Consider the following 22,807-nt stretch of genomic DNA (forward strand, 5'->3'; position numbering starts at 1 on the left):
ACAAAGGAAGTGGCACATTTGGTTTATTTAGGAATTGATATCGGTGGGACGCACATCAAAACGGGATGGGTTGAAAACAATGAAGTCACCGACGGACGAAGTTTTCCCACCCCGGCAACGCTGGCGGCATTTAGTGAAACTATCAAAACGATCCTCCAAAGCTATGCCCGTCAAGTTTCTTTCACGAAAGTGGCTATCGCAGTCCCTGGTTCAGTTAATGAAACAGGGACGGTCTTCTTTGGTGGTGCCTTGCCATACCTTGATGGGGTAAATTTGCCAGAATTGATCTGCCAGTTAAGCGATGGCATGGTGACAGAGGTTACTGTCGAAAACGACGCAAAAGCCGCCGCGCTAGGGGAAATGAAAGCCGGCAATCTGCAAGGGATCCAAAATGGTGCGGCGATCATTTTAGGAACCGGCGTGGGAGTTGGTCTTTGTCTCAATGGAAAACTCTATCGTGGGCATCATGGACAAGCTGGTGAAGTCAGTTTTATGATTCGTGACCGACAAATGAGAGGCGCGGACTCTTTTGTGGGGATCGGTCTTTCGGCTGTCGGATTAATTGAGCGTTTGGCTGCTAGTATGGCTATCGCGCCTGATGGTCCTTTGGTCTTTGATACCCTTACGAAAACTGCTGATCCTGAGGCAGAGGCTTTATTTTTAACTTATACCAAAGAAGTCGCTGTCTTGTGTTTCGATCTTCAGTGTCTTTTAGCTCTGGAGAAAATCGTTATCGGTGGCGGGATCAGCCGTCAGCCACGCTTGATCGAAGCCATAGCTAGCAGCTATCAAACTATTTTTAAAACCGCACCAATCATTGAGAAAACGCTGCAGCCAGTTGCGATCCAAGCCGCTTATTTTCAAGCGGACGCCAATTTGATCGGCGCAGCCAAGGAGGAACCGTGGGATGAGTAAATTTCCGGAAGCATTTTTGTGGGGAGCATCCACTAGTGCTTATCAAGTAGAGGGCGCATGGGCAGAAGACGGCAAAGGTCCCTCAGTGCAAGATATCAAAGAGATTCCGCAAGGGACCACTAATTTTAAAGTAGCATCAGATCACTATCACCGATATGAAGAAGATGTGAAATTGTTTAAAGAATTAGGGTTAAAAGCCTATCGTTTTTCCATATCATGGAGTCGAGTCATGCCCGATGGTCAGGTCAACCCAGCAGGATTGGCGTTTTATCAAAAACTGATCGATCTGCTACTAGAAAACGAGATTCAACCGATCGTCACCGTTTTCCATTTTGACCTGCCCGTTGCGATCGCGAAGCAAGGTGGGTGGGAAAACCGAGAGACGATCCAAGCATTTGCTGATTACTGCCAAGTACTGTTCGAAAACTTTGGTCATCAAGTACCGCTATGGCAAACCATCAACGAGCAAAATGTGATGGCACTTGCTGGTTCGGTCATTGGTACGAGTCAAAAATCCATGAAAGAAAAATTTCAAGAAAATCACCATATGCTAGTGGCCCAAGCATTGGTGACCCAACAGTTTCATGCCGGTAATTTTAGCGGCAAGATTGGCCCAGCACCGAATATCGCCAGTGTCTATCCAGCTTCTGAAAAACCAGCCGATCAGCTGGCAGCTCTTTCTATGAGTGCGCTGAGAAATTGGTTATTCCTAGATGCGGCTGTTTTCGGCACATACAACCATAACGCATGGCATTTGTTAGAGACGATTGGTGCAGCACCGACAGTCACTGAAGCAGATCGAAAGATTTTGGCAGCTGGAACATGTGATTACATCGCATTGAATTATTATAATACGATGACCGTCAGCAGCTATTTTCAAAAAGAGACAAAACTCGATCAACAGTCTGGTTTCGGGATTCCTGGCTTTTTCCAAGTAGTAGAAAACACCCATTTGCCCATGACTGAATTCGGTTGGCCTATTGATCCAGAAGGCTTTCGCTTTACGTTGAACGAAATCTATTCCCGTTATCGTCTGCCTCTTTTGATCACGGAAAACGGCATCGGTGCCAAGGATGTTTTGACAACTGATGGTAAAATCCACGATGATTATCGCATCGACTACTTGCAGCAGCACATAAAACAGATGGCATTGGCGATCGAAGACGGTGTCGATGTGATCGGCTATTGCCCGTGGAGTGCCATTGATCTCGTCAGTACTCACGAAGGCATCGCTAAACGGTACGGGTTTATCTATGTCAATCGTACGGACGATCAGCTGTTGGACTTGGCGCGATACAAGAAAGATAGTTTTTATTGGTATCAAAACGTTATCGATAAAAACGGGTTAGGAGAGTAAGCGATGTTTTTTCAGGAATATCTATTTGATCCAGAAGCGCAAGCCGGTTTGACAGTGTACCTGCATGAGGAAAAAGCCGAGTATGAACGGGAGGGCGATCGTCCGTTTGTCTTGGTGATTCCCGGTGGCGGCTACTCCTTTTGCAGTGAGCGGGAAGCTGAGCCAATTGCCTTAAATTTTGCTGCCCAAGGCTTTCACGCCGGGGTCTTACGCTATCATGTAGGGACACATCGCAGTTTCAGCCATTCCTTAGCAGATGCAGAAAAAGCGATTACTAAAATCCGAGAACTTGCAAGTGAATGGGGAATCGATGCCGAAAAAATCGCTGTGATCGGCTTTTCTGCCGGCGGCCATTTGGCAGCGGCGTTATCAACACTCTCCTCAATGAAACCGAGCTTATGTATTTTAGGCTACCCAGCGATATTGTCTTCATTTGCTACTGTGATGAAGATCGATGCCCCTTCATTAGAGGAATGTGTCACAAAAGATACGCCGCCCACCTTTTTGTTTTCAACCTTTGAAGACAATGTCGTTCCTATCGAAAATTCATTGGCGTATCTGCAGGCCCTAGAAGATCACGAGGTTCCCTTTGAAAGTCATATTTTCCAAAAAGGACGTCACGGTCTTTCTTTGGCGACCGAACGCTTCGGTAATCGTAAAGAAATGGTTGATCCACGTTTTGCCCGTTGGTTTGATGAATGCGTCGAATGGCTAGAGTTGAACTGGGCAGATAAAGTTGCCCAGCCAGCTTTGTTTCCTGATTTAGGGCAGTGGCCAATTCGGGCATTACTCGAGTCAGGTGAAAACAAACGCTTGCTGTTGCAGGCTTTTCCATCATGGGCAGACAAAAGCCGCTTAAAAATCGTAAAAAACATCAGCTTGCAGCAACTACTAACGATCATGCCAGAAGCTTTTGAGAATGTTTCTTATCAAGCGCTTGTTTTGCAGCTGATTGATCCTAGAAAGGAAGAGTAAAAATGAAAGCAATCCTGGTCCATGAAAGCTATAAGGCTTCAACAGAATTGATCACCCAAGAGCCACAAGCGATTGAACAGTTATCAGCTGTTCGTAACAGTACTGCTGCTTGTCAGTTGCTGCTGCACGATGGCAACCGCAATCATTATATTATTGGCGACGAGTTTTCGATCCCCGATGAAATCGAGATTCCCATGATACGCGTTGAGATTTTTAGCGAATTGCCGGTCAAAGCGCAATTCGTCGACTATTATGTCGGTCAGCAGGAATTGGCGTACGCCGATAAATTACTTGAACGAACTGCCAAAACCTATCCTGGCGATCGCTTTGCACCACTTTATTTGGAGTGGCAGATCGATGAGACGATCAAACCGAAAGTTTATCCCGTGAAAATCAAGGTCTATCGGGCACACTTGACTAGCCAAGAGGAGTGCTTGTTAGAAAAGAACCTAACGATTGAAGTGGACGCTTTTACTTTTCCAAAAGATTATTTAGAGACGTTCCACTTAAATATGTGGCAGCAGCCCAGCAATTTGGCTCGCACCTTTGACGTTCCGTTATGGAGCGATGCCCACTTTGACTTGATCAAGGAAATGGCTGAGAGTCTCGCTGTGATCGGACAAAAAGCGATCACAGTGATCGCCGGAGAGATCCCTTGGAAGGGCTGGTTCAATTACATCGTCAAAGATTATCCCGCCAATTTATATGAGTATTCGATGGTAAAGGTCAAAAAGACACCAGACGGAGAACTTTCCTGCGATTTTTCTGTGCTGACACGTTACCTTGATTGTTTTTTTGCTGCGGGCATCAAAGATGAAATTGATGTGTTTGGTTTATTAGGGGTCTGGGAACCGCCATTTTTTCCGTTAGTCAACTTGGACCATCCAGAAAAATTGGTGATTCGCTTTTATGATGAGGGGAAAGGCGCCTTTGGCTTTATTAATCAAAAAGCTGAGTTGCAGGAGTATCTACGCCAAGTATTTGATTATTTTAAAGGAAAGAATCTGTGGGAGAAGGTTCGCATCGTTTCTGACGAACCGAAGAAACATCAAATCGACAGTTTCCGAGCCTCGTTAGCTGTTTTAAAAGAAATTGATCCGTCGATCCAGATCAAAGCTGCTTTTGATAAAGAAGACGTGTTATTTGAGCTGCTGCCAGTGATCGATCATCCTGTGACTTCCTATTACTGTACTTGCAACCATTACGAAACACTAGCACAAAGCCATCCGGGCAAGATGCAGTACTATGTCTGCAATTATCCCGACAAACCAAATACCTTTTTGCATAGTCCCCTGTTAGAGACGCGAATGCAAGGAATCTTATCGTATCAGTTCAAAACAGACGGCTTTCTGCGTTGGGCCTACAATTGCTGGCCAGAACATGCTCGGTCCGATATTCGGTACAATACGAGCTCACTACCGATCGGTGATCTTTGTTTCGTCTATCCTGGCAATCACGGACATTTATTGTTGTCCCTAAGGTATAAACAACTACAGCGGGGGATTGAAGATTTCTATCTCTTGAAGACCGCTCAAGCTGCACAACCGCAGCAAACCGACGCCGTAGTAGCAGATTTTCTTAAAGTTACAGACACGAAACACTGGATGATCGACAGCCATCACAGTCATCCCGATGTTTTTCTACAGACCGCGGAGGAGATGGAGGCCTTTCATCGGGCCCTCCTCGAACTGCTAGAAAAGTAGCAAAATCAAACACTGCACCCAGAAATTTCACTACGATTTTCCAGAAGAATAGTGAGATACCTGTGGGCGTTTTCACTACTGATTCACGCAGCTTTTTCGTTTTACTAGGCATCTGTTTTCTTACAGATGCTTTTTTTCTGGTGAGCGTTTCGTTTTTCATTCCCTCCATCTTCCTTTACACTTTTAAGTAAGGTCATAACAAACGATGACAAATAGAAGTAGAAATAATCAAGGAGGAAACGAGCATGTCAGAAAAAATCAACAATCCGTTAACGAAGTATTATGATGGCAAATTTGAAAAACAGGTGCAAGAAGCACCGGCAATTCAAGGAAAGATGCAGCCAGTACCTGATTGCGGGGAAGAAAGCTACGCAGGTTCAGGCAAATTAGCTGGACGCAAAGCATTAGTGACCGGTGGTGATTCTGGTATTGGTCGAGCAGCAGCGATTGCTTTTGCCAAAGAAGGCGCCGATGTTGCAATCAACTATCTTCCTTTTGAAGAAGAAGACGCGCAAGAAGTCAAAGCAGTCATTGAAAAAGCTGGACGCAAAGCAGTTTTGATCCCAGGAGACTTGAAAGATGAAACTTTCGCTCGTCAATTGGTTCATGAAGCAGCCAAAGAATTAGGCGGGTTAGATACGTTGGTTCTAAATGCTGGGATGCAACAAGCGGTGAAGGACATCAAAGAGTTGACTACACAACAAATTCAAGATACCTTTACAACGAATATCATCTCGATGTATTGGACAGTCCAAGAAGCGTTGGATTATCTGCCAGCTGGTGGGAGCATCATCACGACCACTTCGATCCAAAGTGCGGAGCCTAGTGCCCATCTTTTAGACTATGCAGCCACGAAAGGTGCTATTACTTCCTTTAGTAAAGGGCTAGCTGCTCAATTAAGTGAAAAAGGCATTCGGGTCAATACGGTGGCTCCTGGTCCAATCTGGACACCACTTCAAATTTCGGGTGGACAGCCACAATCTGCGATTCCAGAATTTGGTCAAAAAGAACTGATGAAACGTGCTGGACAACCAGTCGAATTAGCACCAGTCTATGTTTTCTTAGCCTCTGATGAAGCAAGTTATGTAACTGGTCAAGTTTACAGTGTAACTGGCGGTAGCTTCTTCGCTTAAAATTCCTAGGACTAAAATAGTAGAAAAAAAGCTCGAGCAAAGAGGCTCGGGCTTTTTTTGCGGATGAAAATGGAATCGGCAACTTATTTTCCTTGTTCGGCAAACATCTTGGTCATCATCAGTTGATTGATCTTTGCAAAAACGGCTGCCCACTCTTGCTCGGCTTGCAGGTTAGACAGTAAGACTAATTTTTCGGAAAACATCACTTCTTCATAATTATCCGTGATCAATAAATCTGCGGCTTCCATTTGTTTGACGAAAGTCACAGAAGCTTTAGAATAAATCGAACGAATCCTCGTCTCAATCATTTGCTTTGTGCGGTATTGAATCGTCGTTTGAATATAGATCGACACGGTCGGGGGCGTATTCATCTGTGTTTCCAAATACAAGAGATGAGCCAGATAAGGCAACTGTGTCTGTTCAAAATACTCTTTATCCAAGTCAGCAAATGGATACTTTTCAACATGGGTCAGTAAAAGGGTGCAGATTGCTTCATAGGTTCTGTCTTTGGAAGGAGCATTTTCAGTCAACAGTTGGTGTTCTAGCTGCCACACTTCCAGAAGATCGATGCCGATAATGATCGATAGATTGAAGACCAGTAGACAGCTGCTTAATAATTTTTCGAATTCGGCGGCTTCCTGACTTGGAGCAAAGGTATCGTGCCAATCTTTGATCATTGCAGTGAAAAAGCGCACAAGATCAGTATCAGAATGTTTGATCTCTTGGATGATCGTTTGATTCTTTTCTTGGGGAACAACCCCTGGCAAAAAGACATGCAAAAAGAAATTCAAGTAAAGATACTCTGACTGAAGCATCTTTTCTGAGGCATAATCGGCACTCAAAAAAAGTGATTCGAGAATTTCTTCTGGTAAAAAACAATAGAAATTCATCAATCCCATGTATTTTTCAGGAATCGGCGGTAAATATTTTTTCTGGATCGTTCGGCTGACCACTGCTTGCCAAAATGCAGCGAGTTTATTTTTCGTCAACGGATCAAAGTGAGAAACAGCAAAGAACGCTGTAAACTCTTCGACATTTATATGGGAAACGCTCGGCAATAGCCACAAATCAGCAGGCGCACTTTGGGTCAAGAAACTGTAGGTGAAAATACGGATATCAAGCTCTTTTCCAGCAAGAACGATGCGATTATTCAGGTCTGTTCGAATTCGGATTTGAAATTTTTCCAATAGTTGGTTGATTTTCTTGATCAACCGATACATATGCGATTGGCTGACATGCAAATCCAAACATAATTGAGTCAAGGTCATTTGCGGGCGCCCAATCAAGTAATGAATCAGGTTGTATTGTGTGGAGTTGAGCAAGTAATGATACATCAATTGTGCATAGAAAGGTTCATCATCCTCTGTTCGATCAAGAAAATACTGATTGTAATGATTTTTTGATAGAAGCATGTGAGGTGAGAGCAGCTGCAAATCTTCATTTAAAAAATAGATATATTTTTGCAGGCTTTTTTGCGGGATATTCAAAACTTCTGACAGTTGGACCAATGTCACTCCGTTGGAATTGCAGACAACTTTGAAAATCTCTAATTTCTTTTCTTCTGCGGGAGAAATGAATTCTCGATACATAAGGGATTCTCCTTTTTGGCGTTTTTTTTACGCTAAATCTGTGAACCGTATGATAACCATGATGGATTATACTTATGATAGATGAGAATAGAATGAAAAAACACCAATTAAATTATTATTTTTTAAGGCTGTTTTTTCGATGACCCTCGGTTTCTCATTAAAAAAAGTGAAGGAAGAGATGAAAATGAACAAAAAGGTACGAATGTTAGGTTTGGTCGGAATGGGTTTAGGAATGGCGCCCACTGCGGCAGCTGCAGCAGAAGCGAATCCAACGGCTTCAATGACGAGTCAAGCAACACTAACGATCGAACAAGGAATCTTGTCACTGGATCAGGTGACCAATTTTAACTTCGGTACAAGCAGTATCCAAGATATCGCTACCGATGAACAAGTGATTCAAACAACGTCGGATGAAGTGACATCGATCACGGATTACCGTGGACCAAATCAAGCTGGCTGGCAGTTGACTGCGCAATTATCGAAAATGACGAATGCCAGCGATAACGAGCTAGCAAATGCCAAAGTCACTTTAAATGGTTCAACGGCTTCGGGCGATGCAACGCTAGTATCGGGCACCGAATTGATGGTAGGGGCAACAGAACCTACATTGATCGCTTCTGCTAATGGGACGACCGGCTTAGCAACCAATGACTTTAACTTTTCCAATGCTTCATTAACCGTACCAAAACAAAATGTGAACAGCGGCACTTATAGTGGAACGATCACTTGGACATTATCAAACACCTATCAAGCAGAATAGCAAGGAAAGGGCGACAATGAAAAAACAAATCAAGTGCTTCGTACTCATTAGTTTCTTTATCAGTTTGTGTTGCTTTACGAAAGTCACCGGTCATGCACAGACCACACGGTTCACTGTAACCCCAGAACTTCCCCAAAATCAAGTCAGTGACGTCAGTTATTTCGACTTACTGGTAAATCATGAGACCGAACAGAATTTGACCGTTGCCCTTCATAATACAAGTTCAGAGCCGTTGACCATTAAAGCAGCAGCACTAAATAGTTATACGGCCTCTACTGGGATCATCGCGTACCAAGCAGAACAGACCGCCGAAGAGAACCAAGGAATCTCGTTTAGTCAATTGATTGAAAATCCGAGACAGACGATCCAGCTTGACCCTGGAGAAAGTCGTCAGGTCCATTTTACCCTTTCAATGAAGGCAAAAGAATTTGCAGGAGAAATACTTGGTGTGTTTGACTTTGAAGAAGAACCGGCGGAAACAATTGAAAGTCAGCAAACAAATCTGCAAGCCAACTATAAAATTCAACAAGGGATCCGCTTGCGTCAGAATGTAGCAACCATGCCTGACCCCCAGTTGTCTTTGGTCAATTCTGAGGCGGTGGAAAGATATGGTTCTACAGCTCTCAAAAGTAGGATCCGCAATGATCAGCCCACAGCCTTTGGCAACATCACTGTCAAAACAGTGATACGTGAGCAAGATAGCGGCAACAAGGTCGGTGGGTTTTCTGCAGAGAATTTTCAAATAGCTCCGAATTCGGTTTTGGAGCTGTTTAGTGCCTTTGATCAGAACATTCTCGAACCGGGGACCTATCTATTACGGATTGAGTTGAATGCGCCTAAAGGAACATGGGTGTTTGAGGATTCGGTGGTGGTTGATCGCAAGCAAGCCAACCTTATCAACCGTCAGACAACGTTAGGTGCAGCGTATCTTCAAAAACAGTACTGGCTCTATGCAGGAGGGCTACTTCTCTTCCTGTTTGTCCTACTTCTCTTGTTCATTTTATATAGGAGACGTAAAAAAGCAGAAGCAGATGTTAGGCTGTCAGTGCAAGAAGAGTCAGAATGAAGAAAGCGGAGGACAGTGATGAAAAAGTTTGGCATTATCCGATGGGGCTATGTGTTCTTTTTTAGCATTTTGCTGCTATGTGGGAAACAAGAAATCGTCCATGCTGCGGTATCTGCGCCAGATTTTCCTACGTTAGCGATTGACGATTCTCTGATCACTCCTGTGGGACAAGCGGGGTCGCCACAAGGGGAACCGGGCGTTAATTATGTTCAGATTAATGATGGAGCTACTACCAACTCCAGTGGTGGTGTCTGGTTCAATAAGCCGGTTTCTTTTACTCGCTCTTTTCGGTTAGAAATGGCATTTTGTATCGATAATACAGCAACGGACAGCGATGGGCTCGCTTTTGTGATGCAAAGCAATGGCTTAAATGCGCTGGCAGAACAAGCAGGACCGACGATTGGCGTCTGGTCAAATACAGGAGGAACGACTCCTTTAAATACGGGGGCAATCCCGCAAAGTTTTGCGATTGAATTCGATACGTTCTATAATAATGCCGGTTTGACTGGGGACGGTATGATGGATCGCGATGTTCCTTCCGGCCATCATATCGCATGGAATTTTCCCGGCTCAAATGACGCATATACCACCGATGGCTGGCTGATTATCGATAAAGTCTTAAATCATCGTGATACGGTATCAGTAAGTGATATTTCCGATGGGGTGTGGCATAGTTTTACAGTAGTTTTTGATCAGCCAACGCAAACGTTGCGTTACACCGTACCAGATTTCGGTGTTGATGTGACGGTACCTGTTGATGACACCTTCAAATCAAATTTGAACCTGACTAATAGTGCACCGGTCTATTTTGGTTTTACTGGTGCAAACGGGGGCTATGTTCAAGAAAAAGCAGTGGCGTTTGTCGATGTTGAAGGATTAGTAGAACTTGAGATGCGAACCGGTGTTTTTGAAAAAGACCCAGTCAAACTATTGTTGGATACTGGTACGACACTTTCCCAGCCAGCCACTGTCGACAATAGCAAAACCATTACTTATGCGACCTATCTCTCCTATAAAAGCACCAGTGATCTAGCTGACTTGGAATCGGGAATCTTGCTCTCATCGCTTTTTCCAGAAGGACTATCATTAGTTCCCGAGGCGGTTTATTTTGGAAAAGCCAGTGAAATCATGGTTAATGGCATGCCGGAAGGCGGAACTGCCTTACCTTTTGTCATTGAAAATGGGCAATTGGTTGCGACACTGCCTGACATGGTCAAAGGGAATGAATACATCGTTCACTTTTCCGTCAATTACACAGAAGCGCCCCTCAATCAGAATTTAGATATAGCCATCCCTGTCCAAACTGTTTTTAATGGAAATGCTTTTGTTTCCAGTATGACGTCAGGTGATCCAGAAATTCATTATTATCAAATGACTGGAATCTTTCCACCAACGCTTACAACAGGTTCGGCGTCATTGGCAGAAGCAAAAGCAGACCTGCAGATCGTGCGGCAAAAGCGCAATTCCTATATACCGATCACGATTGATGACCAAAACTCGACCCAAGCCAAAATATATGTCACAGAGTTCTTTACGGAGGATGTGACAATCACCGAAACCGATTTCTCTGAAGCAGCGTTGGTTGAACGGGGAACATTGTCGGAGCCGCTAACGGATACATTGGTGTTAGACACCGAAGAACTAGAACCAGGCACAACCTATTATCTGGCTTCCTATGTGATCGATACAGAAGGCAATCGATCGGCGACACGTTATTATGGGATTGACTTTCGTGGGATTGTAGAATTTCAGCGTGCGCCTGCTTCAATCACAGCGACAGTGACCTTGAATGAACTGGTACGATCCATCAGAGACGATGGCTTTGCTTATATAGCGATTGCTTTTGATCAAGAAGCCCTTTTGTCTATCAGCAATACCAGCGAAGGAACCTGGCAGTTAAGTGGACAGATAAAGGATTTTATGCAAGAGCAGCAACTATTGGCAGAGAAAATTCAGTTGGTACTCTATGATCCGGTGACCAATCAGCTGGTGGCTTCTGTCACTTCTGAAGAACAAGTGATTTTCCAGCAGGAGCCAACAGGAGCAACGGACTTAACCTTGGATCTTCAGGAATATGATTGCTACTTTCGCTTTGTCCCCAAGTTAGATTTGATTTTACCAGGTACCTATACAGGCACAGTCAACTGGCTGTTGGAGAGTACAATCATTAATGAATAGAAAAAAAAACGCCTAGAAGGCGTTTTTTTCGTCTAAAAGTTTATGTCGGTCCCTTTAACTTTGGCGGCTTTTCGCAATTTTTAAAACTAATGATAGGCCTGCTAAAGCAAAACTGCCGTATCTAACGAATTTTTCCAAGGATTCTAAGGTTTGCTGTTTTTTGTGTTTGCAGTCTGGACAGCTTTTTTCATGGGCATTCATTTTTTTTCCACATTTACAATGACTCTTCATCTGTGATCCACTCCTCGTTTCGTTTTATTTTGATGACTTTCTATAATTTAATTATACATGTTGTATAAGGTTCTGTCTGAAATTATGCTGTGTAAGACGTTTGTTAAAATGAGAAAAAACCTACGTTTATTGGGGGGGCGTGGAAGTGTGTAATTGCGAGGCTATTGGCAGTTACAGAGCCCGATGGGTAGGAATCGCTATAGATAAAAAAGGAAGGAAATCTGACAATTTTCTCATTTTCGATAGGTGCTGAATCGCTTTGCTTATCAGTTTAGCAAAATTTTGCTATTGTGGAGTAAGATTAGGGGACAAGAAAATACGCTTCTCTTTTTTTTCTATATTCTATCCTTAATCTGAGAACGAAAATCACCGATAGTATGCTATATATAAGAACAAGGAGCCATCCTTGACAATGTCGAATATGGCATTTGAATGAAAGGATTGATGAAATAAGTGATTTCTTCAATAATTTATACCGATACAAAGGCTTATTTAGATAAAGTGCTAGACCAAGCACTGTTGGATCTACTAAAATCTGATTATCCTAAAGTCTATGAACACGTGCAAAACTTGATTGTTGCTATGGAACAAACGATCCAACAAATTGACAGCACAAATTTTTGGCGGTTGATGCCGGAAATTTTAGGCTATGATTCTCGCTTTGTTTTGTTGAACTCGCTGCAATTGTCAGAAGACAAACTGTTGACGGAAATCGAGATTATTCAGATGATCGAACGTGATTTTCCGAATTTGAATAAAGAATTTTGTGGCTATTCCTTAAAAGAACAAGAGCATGAGAGTTTGATCTTCAGTGTTCAATAAACACTTCTCGTAGGAATATCAAGTAGAGTAAGAAAACGACTAGCTGATCTAGTCGTTTTTTTTTATCAAGAAAAAGAATAATTAAACATGTTATTTATCATTAAAATAAAAATTATTTTGAAATTATGAATAAAATAGATTATTATTGGTATATAATCCTTTTAGTGAAAGAAAAAACAATCGAAAAAAGGAAGAGGAAAGCCAGCTGACTGAAATAGCTGCGATTGTTTTAATTTAGAAAATAAGAACCAGCCTCATCGGCATGGAAAGGAGCAATTATGGATTACTTGAGTTTTTCAAAAAAAGAGTGGGAAGTCTTAGTTTGTTTTTGGGCTGTGGATGAACCTCTGTGCTGTACAGAATTTAGTGAACGTTTCGGCTTAAACCGTAACACATCACTGTCCGTGATTCGCAAGTTAGTAAACAAAGGAGTTCTGGAGATTGCAAGTATCAAAATGAGCGGATCAGTCTTGGCTCGTCGCTTTCAGCCAGCTGTAAGTGAATTGGAGATATTACAGACAGGCCTAACCGATGACCAGATTTTTGAATTAGTGAAAATCGCCATCAGAAAAATCGAAGATCCTGAACAATTAACCCAGTTGCTAAATGTGATTGGTGAATTGAAAACTAAAGCTTCTTAAAGAATACTCGTTTGCATGATAAAAAAATGATCCGCTGTGAAAACAGCGGATCATTTTTCTTGTTCTTGAAATTTTTGTACCATTTTTGTCGTCAATTGATGGAGCACGGACAGTTCTTCCGGTTCAAGAGGCAAGAATTCGGTCACTCTGTAGGGGATCTCTAACGCTTGTTCATGGAGCGCTTTGCCTGAGTCAGTCAATGTGACCCGCAAAGAACGTTCATCGTCTTGATTTCGATTTCTTGCTAGGTAGCCTTTTGCTTCAAGCTTTTTTAAAACCGGTGTCAGTGTGCCAGAGTCGAGACATAATTGCTTCCCCAATGCTTTGACACTGATCGCTTCATCTTCCCATAACACCAACATCACTAAATATTGGGTATAGGTCAAATTCAACGGGTCCAGTAAGTCTTTGTACTGTTTGATAATTTCTTTTGAAGCGGCGTATAGAGGAAAACACAATTGGTTTTCTAACGCTAAGACATTCATGTTTTCACCCCTTTTTCTAATATCCGCCTCTTATCATAGCTGTTTTTTCAACGAAAGTCTACTCGCTAACGGCTTCGACAGTCACTTCAATGTTGCCAGCTGTGGCTTTTGAATAAGGACATACGGTATGAGCGATCTCAAGCAATTCTTGTGTTTCTTCTGTTGACAATCCTTCGATTTGACCTTCGATCTCAACACCCAAGACAAAACTGGATTCGCTTTCTGCGTATAAGGTCACTTGTGCGCTCACCGTAGAAGCACCATCGATTCCTTTGCTGCTTTTCACCAATTCAAGGGCACTGTTGAAGCAAGCACTAAAACCAGCTGCAAAAAGTTGTTCTGGATTGGTAGCATTTTCGACACGTTTGCCAGGTGCAGTGATGTTTAGCTCAAATGAATGATCGGGACTGTGTACTTCTCCTGAACGGCCACCAGTGTTGATCATTTTAGTCGAATACATTTTTTTCATCATTTCTTCACTCCTGATTTTTATATTTTGTACAATTAAATTGTATGCAATTTAAATGAAAAATGCAAGGAATTGGTTTTCGTTCTATTTTTTTTTCTAAAAAAAAGCGGAATCAGCATAAGTTTACTGTTCTCTTGGGTGAAACGTGCTATCATAGTTAGTAACACTTGTAATAGATTAACAAATGAGTTTGAAGCTTCAAATTTACTGCATGAAGGCAAAGAGGGTGAAAATCATCGTAGATTATATGGAAAAACGAGCGGTAGGGCGCTATTTTCGATCGTTGACGGATCATTATTCAGGCTATATACGGCTTTATGGCACCTATACAGAATATCGGGTGATTGCAGGGATTCCTGCTGAAAATGTCATGTTAGAGATTATCGGGGTTGAAAACGGTGTCTTATTGACCCGTGTAAACAATACATTATTTGAAAATGGAAGAGGGTTTTTACAATGATCATTATCCAAATTATTTTAGTTATTTTAGTATTAGTGATTCTGATTTGGCTGATTGCAAGCACTGCTGTGATCGTTCGTCAAGGGGAAGTCAAAGTTGTCGAAAGTTTTGGGAAGTACGTTCGAACGTTGGAACCAGGGCTTCATTTTCTTGTTCCGATTTTGTATACAGTTAGAGAAAGAGTGTCCTTGAAACAGATTCCTTTGGAGATCGAACCCCAAAGTGCAATCACAAAAGATAATGTAATCGTTCAAATTGATGAAGCAATCAAATACCATGTCACAGATGTGCGTGCCTTTGTCTACGAAAATGAAAACTCCGTTGTTTCAATGATCCAAGATGCCCAGTCGAACTTGCGGGGAATCATCGGGAAAATGGATTTAAATGAAGTTTTAAATGGGACTGAAGAAATCAACGTAGCATTGTTTACTTCAATCAAAGATATCACGGCAGGCTATGGGTTAGCGATCGACCGAATCAACATTGGGGAAATCAAAGTTTCGCAAGAAATCATTGAATCAATGAACAAATTGATCACTGCCTCTAGAGACAAAGAATCGATGATCACAAGAGCCCAAGGTGAGAAATCTTCTTCAGTCTTGAGTGCAGAAGCCAAAGCTTCTCAAATGACGATCGACGCCGAAGCCCGAGCGGAACAAACTCAAATCGATGCCGAGGCGCGGGCAAAGCGTGTACGGATTGATGCCGAGGCGGAAGCAGAACGAATCGCGAAAATCACTGAAGCTGAACGCAAACGGATTTTAGCCATCAATGAAGCAATCAAAGAAAGCCAGCTCGACGAGCGCTCACTATCATATCTAGGGATCGAAGCCTTCAGAGATGTGGTGAATAGCAATACCAATACGGTCATTCTGCCATCAAATATGACGGAACTGGGAAATATTCCAGTCGTCAAACAACTTTGGGAAAATGCACCATCTAAATCGGCTGAATAAGTTAAGCACAACAATTGAAAAAGGTTCCCATACTCCGAAAAGAAAGAGGAGTATGGGAACCTTTTTTACTTCGTTTTTTCCGCCGATTGATTATCGACGATCAAGAGGGCCATCATGACATACCCGATCCAACTATCCCGAGAGTATAAAATGTAGCGAGGGGACCAAGAAGCGGCATATTTCTGTTTGTATTCGCGTAACCCTTCAAAAGAATAGAAACGAGAACCAAAGGTGTAAACGAGATAGGCGATCCGCTCTTGCAAGAAACTGCTTCGGAAAGTACCAACGTTGGCTAATGGTGCCATGCCTAAATCAAATTGTTGGTAGCCTTGTTCTTTAAAATAGTCGAATAGCTGAATAAACAAGAAATCCATCGTTCCATTCGGCGCTTTTTCAGGATCGTGGCGCATCAAATCAATGGATGCTAGGCCTGTTTGATAGGTGGGCATAAAGGAAGCGAATGCGACGATCTCCTGTTGCTGATTACGGACGACAGCAATTGGTGCGGTGCTTAGATAGGATTCTGAAAAGAACCCAAGGGAGAACCCTTTTTCTTTCCGTCCATCTAGCCAGTTGTCAGAAATTTCCTTAAGCGTTGCAAATGTTTCGGCTGAAAAGGGAGGGGTGAGCACATCAAAAGTAAAGCCTTCTTTAGTGATCTTATTGTTCAATGCCCGCTGTCCCTTCATTTTCTTTCCTGAGAGGGTGAAGCTAGGTAGATCCACATAAGCTTTCTCACCGAATTTGATAAAGTCATACCCAAATTCATGCAGCAGCATCACCATTTCTTCACTACTTTCATAAAAGACCGGCAGATAATTCCATTGATCCATTTCTGTTAAGAAAGTTTCCAGTGCCTGTGGAAAGTCTGCTTGCTTCCCAGAAGGATCCCCCATGACTAAACATTTGTTATTAAAGGTCGTAAATTGAAAAAAGACCGTCGGCTCGCCAATTTCTGGATACACGTATACTTTCTTGTCTTTTAGATACACCAGATGGCTGTCGCTGTTGCCACCGTAAGTATTTAAAACATGTTTCACTTTATCAGTGGCAGCACTGACGCCTAATTGGTGTTTTGGTCCCATCAAGTACCGGGCAAACAGCAGCATCGCAATGGCGACGAATAAAATCGCAACGAACCCTTGCAGCCATAATTTTTCAGAAGGGAAAAGCAAAAAATCCATCGAATGGTGATGCGTTGGATGTCGATTGATATGAGGCATATTGTAGACCCCGATAATGACATAGAGGATCGTCAACGAACCAATTAACAAACCATCGATCGTCAGCCATTCCCACGAGAAGACGAGTTGTTTACGGAACAACTCGCTTTTTGAAAAAATCATGATTGCTAATAATAATAGAAGAAACAGCATGGTCGAAAAACGGAAGCCCGCAAAAATAGCATAACCGATTGTTGCTGCAATCAACAAAAGCGTCGGCACGTACGCGCGACTGACACGGGCAGATATCCCTCGACCGGCAATTAAAAAGAGGTAACCGAGAAAAATACTCGGGTACTGCATCACAAAATTCAAGCGAATCGGATTGAGGTGGGCTAACCATTTGATTTGATCAAAGGCTTCTGGAATCGTGGCGGAGAGCACCAACATCGTTCCCGTCAAATAAAGCAGCAACACTTCGATCTTGTGGAACACTTCCAACAACAAGCTTTTTGGAATACCAGAAAAGCGCTGGTTGAGGGAGACGCCGACATTTTTTGAGAAAAAAAGCAAACCGATCAAAAAGGGAATGATGTAATAAAACAGGCGGAAAAGCAACAGCCAAGCAATGACACTTTCACGGGGAATCTGCAGTGAGCCCATTCCCATGATCATCATTACATCAAAGGTTCCAAGTTCTCCGGGAATCATCGAAACGATCCCAATCACGGAGGCAGCGATGAAAAGTGGCAACAATTGAAACACATCCACCGAGATGCCCATCAAGAGACCAGTCGTAAAGAAGGCTGCAAAAACACCTAGCCATTCTAATAAGGAAGCGGCGATCAACTGCAGACGATCACGCCGTTGCAGTCCACCTAAGTAAGCATTTTTTTTGGAAAAACTAAGGGCATAGACAACTGGAAAATAAAGACTACCACCTAAAAGCCAGATCCAATACTGTTGCAGATAATCTGTCGTTGGACCAAATAAGACGAAGGCTAGTGCAGCAAGGGATAAAATCGAAAGACCAGACATCAGGTAAATAAAAATCTTCGAAATTGCTTGGGCAACTTCTTTGCCTTTTTTTCCTTTGCCGTAAAATTCCGAGCGTAATCCGATGCTGATGAAGCCGCCGAAGCCGATTAAGTTGTTCATAGTGTTGATGATCCAGCTGGTTTCCAGCAAATAACGGCGATCAGGTTTGTCCCCTAATAGGCGGTTCAAGACAATGTCATATAAGACCATTGGCAAGACACATAATAACCCAATGACAGCCATTAATGCCACTCGCCAAAGTGCCAGTTGCGCAAACAACTCTTTTAATTGATCAATGGAGATCGTCTTGCTTAATGAAAGCAGTTCGCCCAACACGATCACGGCTACTGCAATCAAGAAGAGTGTTTTAAACAGTGAGCGGTGGTCGCGGAGCCAAGTAAAGATTCTCATAGTTATTCACCGACCTTTTCTAAAAAAGATAATACTTTCGTGTTAAATACCTCTGGATTCTTTCGTGCAAAACTATGTCCTTGTCCTTTGACGACGATAAAATTGGACTGAGGGATACTGTTTGCAATATAAAAAGAATGGGAAAGTTTGATCGAATCACGTTTGCCGACCAAAATCAATGTCGGCACACTGAGGTGATTCAAATCGGCTGTAGATAAACCGATTGGACGAAACAACAATCCCAAAATAGGGAGAAAGCCCCGCATTCCTTTTGAGAATGGGGAACAAAGCCAAACGATCAGATATTGCAAGACACTCCCCATTCGAGAAAAGAGTCTAACTCCCCGTGGCTCAGTATTGCCCGAGTTTAAAATCATACAACTAACATACTCAGGGTAAAGATGACAAAAGACCATTGCTAGATTAGCCCCATCACTAAATCCTAATAGGGCGATTTTAGACAAATTTTCTTGCTGAATGATTGCTAAAAGATCCGTTGCCATTTTAAAAAAATCGATCTTTTTCTGTGTGTTAGTGGACTTGCCATGCCCACGGCTATCGATTAAGTACAATTGATGTTTTTGTCGCAATGCGTCGACCTGCTTTGAGAAATAGGCACTGCTACCGCCATTTCCGTGCAATAAAAAAAGAGGGCATCCTGAACCGGTTTTTTCGTAATAGAGGACAGACCCATCCGGTAAGGGTGCGTAACATTTTTCAACTTTCATTTTTTCACCTACTTTCTAAGAGTATACCTTGAAGTCAGTAGCTATCACAAACATATCACTAGATAAAATGAGAAAAAATAACATTCTACTCATTTTTTCTTTAGCAGATATTTAGGAAAAGGCTTTTTTCTTTACAATGTAAATAAAAATAATCGGCTAAGTTAATTAATTTGTTTTCAGAAAATTCTTTACAAACACGGTTTCGTTGACTATAATCGAACTAACTAATTGAGAATGATTTTCATTTATGAAAGAGAGGCTAGCCAATGACCACTATAGCAGATGTTCTGATTATCGGAGGAGGGCCCACGGGGCTTTATGCGAGTTTTTATGCTGGATTACGTGATCTATCGGTCGTATTGTTTGAAGCACAAGCCGAATTAGGCGGGAAGATCAATTTTTATCCTGAAAAAATGGTCTGGGATGTGGGTGCATTGCCGCCAACCAAGGGGAAGAAAGTCAAAGAACACTTGATTGAACAGGCTAAGTTGTTTGATCCAACGATCTATCTGAAAACGAAAATCATCGAATTGACCAAGGAAGACGATCTTTTTTATGCAGTGGATGACCAAGGGAGGACCCATGTTGGACGCACCGTTTTAGTTTGTATTGGCGGCGGTGTCGTTTCTCCGCAAAAATTGCCTTGTTTCATCCATAATAATGTCGACAACTATATCCACTATCAGTTTCCTGACCAGCAAGCGATCCAAGGCAAACATCTTGTGATCTCTGGCGGCGGGGATGCAGCAGTTGATTATGCGATTGAAGCGGCGTCTTATGGGGCAAAAGTTTCGCTTTGTTATCGGGGCGAGAAATTGAAGGCCCATGAAGCACAAGTAAAGAAGATGAAAGCAGAAGGGATTCAAGTGCTGATGAATCACACGATTGACGGGGTGAATCAAGCCGAAACCTTCAATATGGTTCTAAGATTAAAAAACAGTGCTAACCAAGAAACGATCGATTTTTTATGCGATCATTTGTTGATCCAACATGGCTATGACCGGGACAGTGCCTTGTTAGATAAAGTTTCCTTTGATCTCGCGCGTCATGAAGATTTTTATTTGAACTGTGAGATTCCAACAAAAACCAGCCATCCCGGTGTGTTTGCAGCTGGTGACATCCATTACTTCAAAGGCAAAGTGAATCTTTTGGCAGGCGCCTTTCAAGATGCTGCGCAAGCAGTTAACCAGATCAAACAGTATTTAGAGCCCGCTAGTGTCCCACAAGCGATGGTTTCTTCCCATAACGAGAAATTTAGTGAAAGAAATCGACAGCTGCTGGTGAACGAGTAGCAGCGATTCTTTGTGAAAGAAAAAAAGCAAAAAACAGGATTCCCTTGGGAGTCCTGTTTTTTTGGTAGCCTCAGAACAGAAATTCGTTTCACTAGAAGTGAATGTTTGCCACTCCTAAAAAATAAAATCTCTCAAATAAATGATGCAATTGATGAAAATTTCAGCTATTATTTTCAAGTTGACTAATTGGAGGGGATGACATGAATCAAACAAGATATGCAGAATTAAAACAAGCAGAAAGAGGCGCTATCTTAAGTATCGTTGCCTACATTTTTGTTTCCATCGCCAAACTAGTTATTGGTCGTTTGGCAAACTCTGAAGGATTATGGGCGGATGGATTAAACAATGCGACGGATATCGTAGCGTCTATCGCTGTTTTGATCGGTTTGCGTTTGGCTCAAAAGCCAGCAGATGAAGACCATAAATATGGTCATTGGAAAGCAGAAAATGTGGCGAGTCTCGTAACATCCTTGATTATGCTGGCGGTCGGTCTGCAGGTTTTATGGTCCTCCATTCAAACGATTCTACTCGGTGAAACGCAAAGTCCCGATATGATTGCGGCAGTCGTCGGTATCATTTCAGCTATTTTGATGTATGGCATGTATTACTACAATAAGCGATTATCCGCTCGCGTAAAAAGCTCCGCTTTGCTAGCAGCTGCGAAAGACAACCGCAGCGATGCGTGGACAAGTATTGGAACGGCGATCGCTATTTTTGCCGCCTCATTTGGTATCGGTTGGTTAGACAGTTTGACTGCGATCGTGGTAGCTCTTTTGATTATCAAAACCGCCGTTGATATTTTTCGCGAGAGTGCCTTTTCACTTTCTGATGGGTTTGATGAATCGTTAGTCGTGGAGTATGAAGCGGCAATCGCTGGTTTTTCTGAAGTGAAATCTGTTAAATCGATTCGAGGAAGAATGTATGGCGCCAATGTTTTTCTTGATGTCGTCGTGACGATGGACAAATCTTTGACGGTTGAAAAGAGTCATAACGTGGCAGATGCTATTGAAGATCTCTTAGCTGATCGTTTTCAGGTGTTTGATACTGACATCCACATTGAGCCAGCTACCGAATAAATTTTCTGGAAAAACCTTGGTAGGACAAGGATGTAAACCACCCGTTTCCTGTTTGTAAACTGAAAAGTTCTTACGGAACCTGCTCATTCATGGCAAACTAGAGGTAACAAAGGAAGAAAGTAGGGAGCCCTATGAATAATAAGCAGGTAGTAGAAAATGAATTAGTTATTTCTTTAGATAAAATGGATGAAACAGAAATGATGGCAATTTGCCAACAATATATTGCGACTATCGATGATAGCCAAGTCCTCTTCGCTTTACTGAAAAAAGTTCAAGCCTCTAAAGCAGCAGTAAGCAAATAAAAAAACCGGCATCTTATGCATTGATGTTCCCCACAGCGAAAGCGAAAGGGGCATTGATCAACAGGAAAAGATGCCGGTTACTTTTTGATTCGTTCAAGTCTTTTTAAAAACTTTTAAAGGACGTTTAATAGTGCGGTTAATCCATAGACGAGCAAAGAGGCTATTCCTAAAGGAATAATGCCTCGAAATATAATCTCTTTCAAGCGCTTGCCTGCTTGTCGTTCTTTTTCATAGTTAGGATCATGAGCGTGTGCTTTAAATTGCTGAGGAAAACGAGAAAAGATCAAGCCATTGGTCATCGATAAAACCCATCCAATCAACACCATGAAGAAAGAAACAAAAATGATTGCCAGTAAAAGTAGTTGTAAGAGTTGCATCGTATTGCTACCTCCTTTTTGTAGCCATTTTTTCACTTCTAGTTTACCATCTTTTGAAACTTTTAGGGATCTTTATTCAACGTGCCCTTTCTTTTTTTGGTTCTTCCCTTATAATAGAGATATTTATAAGCGAGTTTCTGTTTCGCACAGCAACAGAGAGAAGGGATTCTTATGGCAATTACACAAAAAATCATTCAATCACCAGAAGACTTCCAAACGTTGGATCGTTTGATCAAAGAAATCTGGCCAGAAGTGTTTACACCAATCATTGGTTCGGATCAAGTCGCGTATATGCTGGCTCATTATCAATCACCAGCAGCGATTCAAAACGAAGTCCAGCAAGGAGCCGTCTATCTTTTACTAATGGAAGGTGACCGAGCAGTGGGGTATACAGCGTATGAAGAAACGCCGCAGCAGATTTATTTAAGTAAACTGTATCTCCACCTATCCACAAGAGGCAAAGGCTATGCCAGCCAAGTCTTTGATTGGTATGAGGAAATCGCCTCAGGCAAAACGTTGCATTTAAACGTCAACAAACAAAATCAGCAGGCGATCGCTGTTTATGAACATCGCGGCTTTGAACGCGTTTCTGAACGCACCGTTACGATTGGTTCGGGATTTGTTATGGATGATTTTATTTATGAGAAGAAGATTGCTGGAGACGAAGGGGCGTAACAAGG

22 protein-coding genes are annotated in these 22,807 nt (G+C 42.4%); 16 read left to right on the top strand and 6 right to left on the bottom strand.

Features of this window, described 5'->3' with window-relative positions; translation table 11 throughout:
• Nucleotides 1–9: 9 nt before the first annotated feature.
• The 5 genes from IGI88_RS13840 (at nt 10) to IGI88_RS13860 (ending at nt 6,083) form a co-directional block, all read left to right on the top strand.
• Nucleotides 10–915, top strand: a complete 906-nt coding sequence (locus tag IGI88_RS13840; protein ID WP_061054304.1) for an ROK family protein — start codon at nt 10–12, stop codon at nt 913–915.
• Nucleotides 908–2,272 carry a glycoside hydrolase family 1 protein gene (locus IGI88_RS13845; protein WP_061054303.1) on the top strand — a complete coding sequence of 455 codons (1,365 nt, stop codon included), beginning with the start codon at nt 908–910 and terminating at the stop codon, nt 2,270–2,272. The genes IGI88_RS13840 and IGI88_RS13845 overlap by 8 nt, the downstream gene beginning before the upstream one ends.
• A gap of 3 nt (nt 2,273–2,275) precedes the next feature.
• Nucleotides 2,276–3,247 carry an alpha/beta hydrolase gene (locus IGI88_RS13850; RefSeq protein ID WP_429960677.1) on the top strand — a complete coding sequence of 324 codons (972 nt, stop codon included), beginning with the start codon at nt 2,276–2,278 and terminating at the stop codon, nt 3,245–3,247.
• Nucleotides 3,248–3,249: 2 nt separating this feature from the next.
• Nucleotides 3,250–4,950: a DUF4091 domain-containing protein gene (locus IGI88_RS13855; RefSeq protein ID WP_142971680.1), complete on the top strand. Its 1,701-nt coding sequence runs from the start codon at nt 3,250–3,252 to the stop codon at nt 4,948–4,950.
• A 245-nt stretch (nt 4,951–5,195) separates the two neighbouring features.
• Entirely contained in the window at nt 5,196–6,083 is an 888-nt protein-coding gene (locus IGI88_RS13860; RefSeq protein ID WP_005235175.1) for an SDR family oxidoreductase, read from the top strand.
• An 83-nt stretch (nt 6,084–6,166) separates the two neighbouring features.
• On the opposite strand, the gene IGI88_RS13865 is transcribed toward IGI88_RS13860, so the two are convergent.
• Nucleotides 6,167–7,672 (bottom strand): helix-turn-helix domain-containing protein, encoded by a 1,506-nt coding sequence (locus IGI88_RS13865; protein ID WP_429960678.1) that lies wholly within the window; start codon nt 7,670–7,672, stop codon nt 6,167–6,169.
• Between the two features lie 139 nt (nt 7,673–7,811).
• On the opposite strand from IGI88_RS13865, the gene IGI88_RS13870 reads away from it, so the two are divergent.
• From IGI88_RS13870 to IGI88_RS13890, 5 genes are all read left to right on the top strand, one after another.
• On the top strand, nt 7,812–8,432 hold the full coding sequence (locus tag IGI88_RS13870) for a WxL domain-containing protein (RefSeq protein WP_005235179.1): 621 nt from the start codon (nt 7,812–7,814) through the stop codon (nt 8,430–8,432).
• 16 nt (nt 8,433–8,448) lie between these two features.
• Entirely contained in the window at nt 8,449–9,498 is a 1,050-nt protein-coding gene (locus IGI88_RS13875; protein ID WP_194188326.1) for a DUF916 and DUF3324 domain-containing protein, read from the top strand.
• Nucleotides 9,499–9,516: 18 nt separating this feature from the next.
• Entirely contained in the window at nt 9,517–11,676 is a 2,160-nt protein-coding gene (locus tag IGI88_RS13880) for a lectin-like domain-containing protein (RefSeq protein ID WP_429960679.1), read from the top strand.
• Nucleotides 11,677–12,360: 684 nt separating this feature from the next.
• Nucleotides 12,361–12,729: a DUF7006 family protein gene (locus IGI88_RS13885; RefSeq protein ID WP_005235188.1), complete on the top strand. Its 369-nt coding sequence runs from the start codon at nt 12,361–12,363 to the stop codon at nt 12,727–12,729.
• Nucleotides 12,730–13,007: 278 nt separating this feature from the next.
• Nucleotides 13,008–13,370, top strand: a complete 363-nt coding sequence (locus tag IGI88_RS13890) for a hypothetical protein (RefSeq protein WP_008378626.1) — start codon at nt 13,008–13,010, stop codon at nt 13,368–13,370.
• A 50-nt stretch (nt 13,371–13,420) separates the two neighbouring features.
• On the opposite strand, the gene IGI88_RS13895 is transcribed toward IGI88_RS13890, so the two are convergent.
• Both IGI88_RS13895 and IGI88_RS13900 read right to left on the bottom strand, forming a co-directional pair.
• Entirely contained in the window at nt 13,421–13,855 is a 435-nt protein-coding gene (locus tag IGI88_RS13895) for a MarR family winged helix-turn-helix transcriptional regulator (protein ID WP_008378623.1), read from the bottom strand.
• 58 nt (nt 13,856–13,913) lie between these two features.
• Nucleotides 13,914–14,324, bottom strand: a complete 411-nt coding sequence (locus IGI88_RS13900) for an organic hydroperoxide resistance protein (RefSeq protein ID WP_429960854.1) — start codon at nt 14,322–14,324, stop codon at nt 13,914–13,916.
• Between the two features lie 184 nt (nt 14,325–14,508).
• On the opposite strand from IGI88_RS13900, the gene IGI88_RS13905 reads away from it, so the two are divergent.
• Nucleotides 14,509–14,784 (top strand): hypothetical protein, encoded by a 276-nt coding sequence (locus tag IGI88_RS13905; protein WP_016620494.1) that lies wholly within the window; start codon nt 14,509–14,511, stop codon nt 14,782–14,784.
• The gene (locus tag IGI88_RS13910) at nt 14,781–15,740 is read left to right on the top strand and encodes an SPFH domain-containing protein (RefSeq protein ID WP_005235198.1); all 960 of its coding nucleotides are present in this window, start codon (nt 14,781–14,783) and stop codon (nt 15,738–15,740) included. The genes IGI88_RS13905 and IGI88_RS13910 overlap by 4 nt, the downstream gene beginning before the upstream one ends.
• A 65-nt stretch (nt 15,741–15,805) precedes the next feature.
• Here IGI88_RS13910 and mprF read toward each other — a convergent pair whose 3' ends face one another.
• Nucleotides 15,806–18,352 carry a bifunctional lysylphosphatidylglycerol flippase/synthetase MprF gene (gene mprF, locus IGI88_RS13915; RefSeq protein ID WP_005235200.1) on the bottom strand — a complete coding sequence of 849 codons (2,547 nt, stop codon included), beginning with the start codon at nt 18,350–18,352 and terminating at the stop codon, nt 15,806–15,808.
• A gap of 2 nt (nt 18,353–18,354) precedes the next feature.
• A complete protein-coding gene (locus IGI88_RS13920) occupies nt 18,355–19,080 on the bottom strand; it encodes an alpha/beta fold hydrolase (RefSeq protein WP_005235202.1) in 726 nt (241 codons plus the stop codon).
• Between the two features lie 266 nt (nt 19,081–19,346).
• Here IGI88_RS13920 and IGI88_RS13925 point away from each other — a divergent pair, with 266 nt between their 5' ends.
• From IGI88_RS13925 to IGI88_RS13935, 3 genes are all read left to right on the top strand, one after another.
• Nucleotides 19,347–20,372 carry an NAD(P)/FAD-dependent oxidoreductase gene (locus IGI88_RS13925; RefSeq protein ID WP_086299335.1) on the top strand — a complete coding sequence of 342 codons (1,026 nt, stop codon included), beginning with the start codon at nt 19,347–19,349 and terminating at the stop codon, nt 20,370–20,372.
• 200 nt (nt 20,373–20,572) lie between these two features.
• A complete protein-coding gene (locus IGI88_RS13930) occupies nt 20,573–21,448 on the top strand; it encodes a cation diffusion facilitator family transporter (protein WP_005235206.1) in 876 nt (291 codons plus the stop codon).
• 131 nt (nt 21,449–21,579) lie between these two features.
• Nucleotides 21,580–21,750, top strand: coding sequence for a hypothetical protein (locus tag IGI88_RS13935; RefSeq protein ID WP_429960680.1), 171 nt, complete (start codon nt 21,580–21,582; stop codon nt 21,748–21,750).
• A 113-nt stretch (nt 21,751–21,863) separates the two neighbouring features.
• Here IGI88_RS13935 and IGI88_RS13940 read toward each other — a convergent pair whose 3' ends face one another.
• Nucleotides 21,864–22,127, bottom strand: coding sequence for a hypothetical protein (locus IGI88_RS13940; protein ID WP_086299336.1), 264 nt, complete (start codon nt 22,125–22,127; stop codon nt 21,864–21,866).
• A 171-nt stretch (nt 22,128–22,298) separates the two neighbouring features.
• On the opposite strand from IGI88_RS13940, the gene IGI88_RS13945 reads away from it, so the two are divergent.
• Complete coding sequence (locus tag IGI88_RS13945; protein ID WP_086299337.1) at nt 22,299–22,802, top strand: GNAT family N-acetyltransferase; 504 nt, start codon at nt 22,299–22,301, stop codon at nt 22,800–22,802.
• Nucleotides 22,803–22,807: the final 5 nt, after the last annotated feature.

The organism is Enterococcus sp. AZ179, assembly GCF_050498885.1.
Classification (GTDB): domain Bacteria; phylum Bacillota; class Bacilli; order Lactobacillales; family Enterococcaceae; genus Enterococcus_D; species Enterococcus_D entomosocium.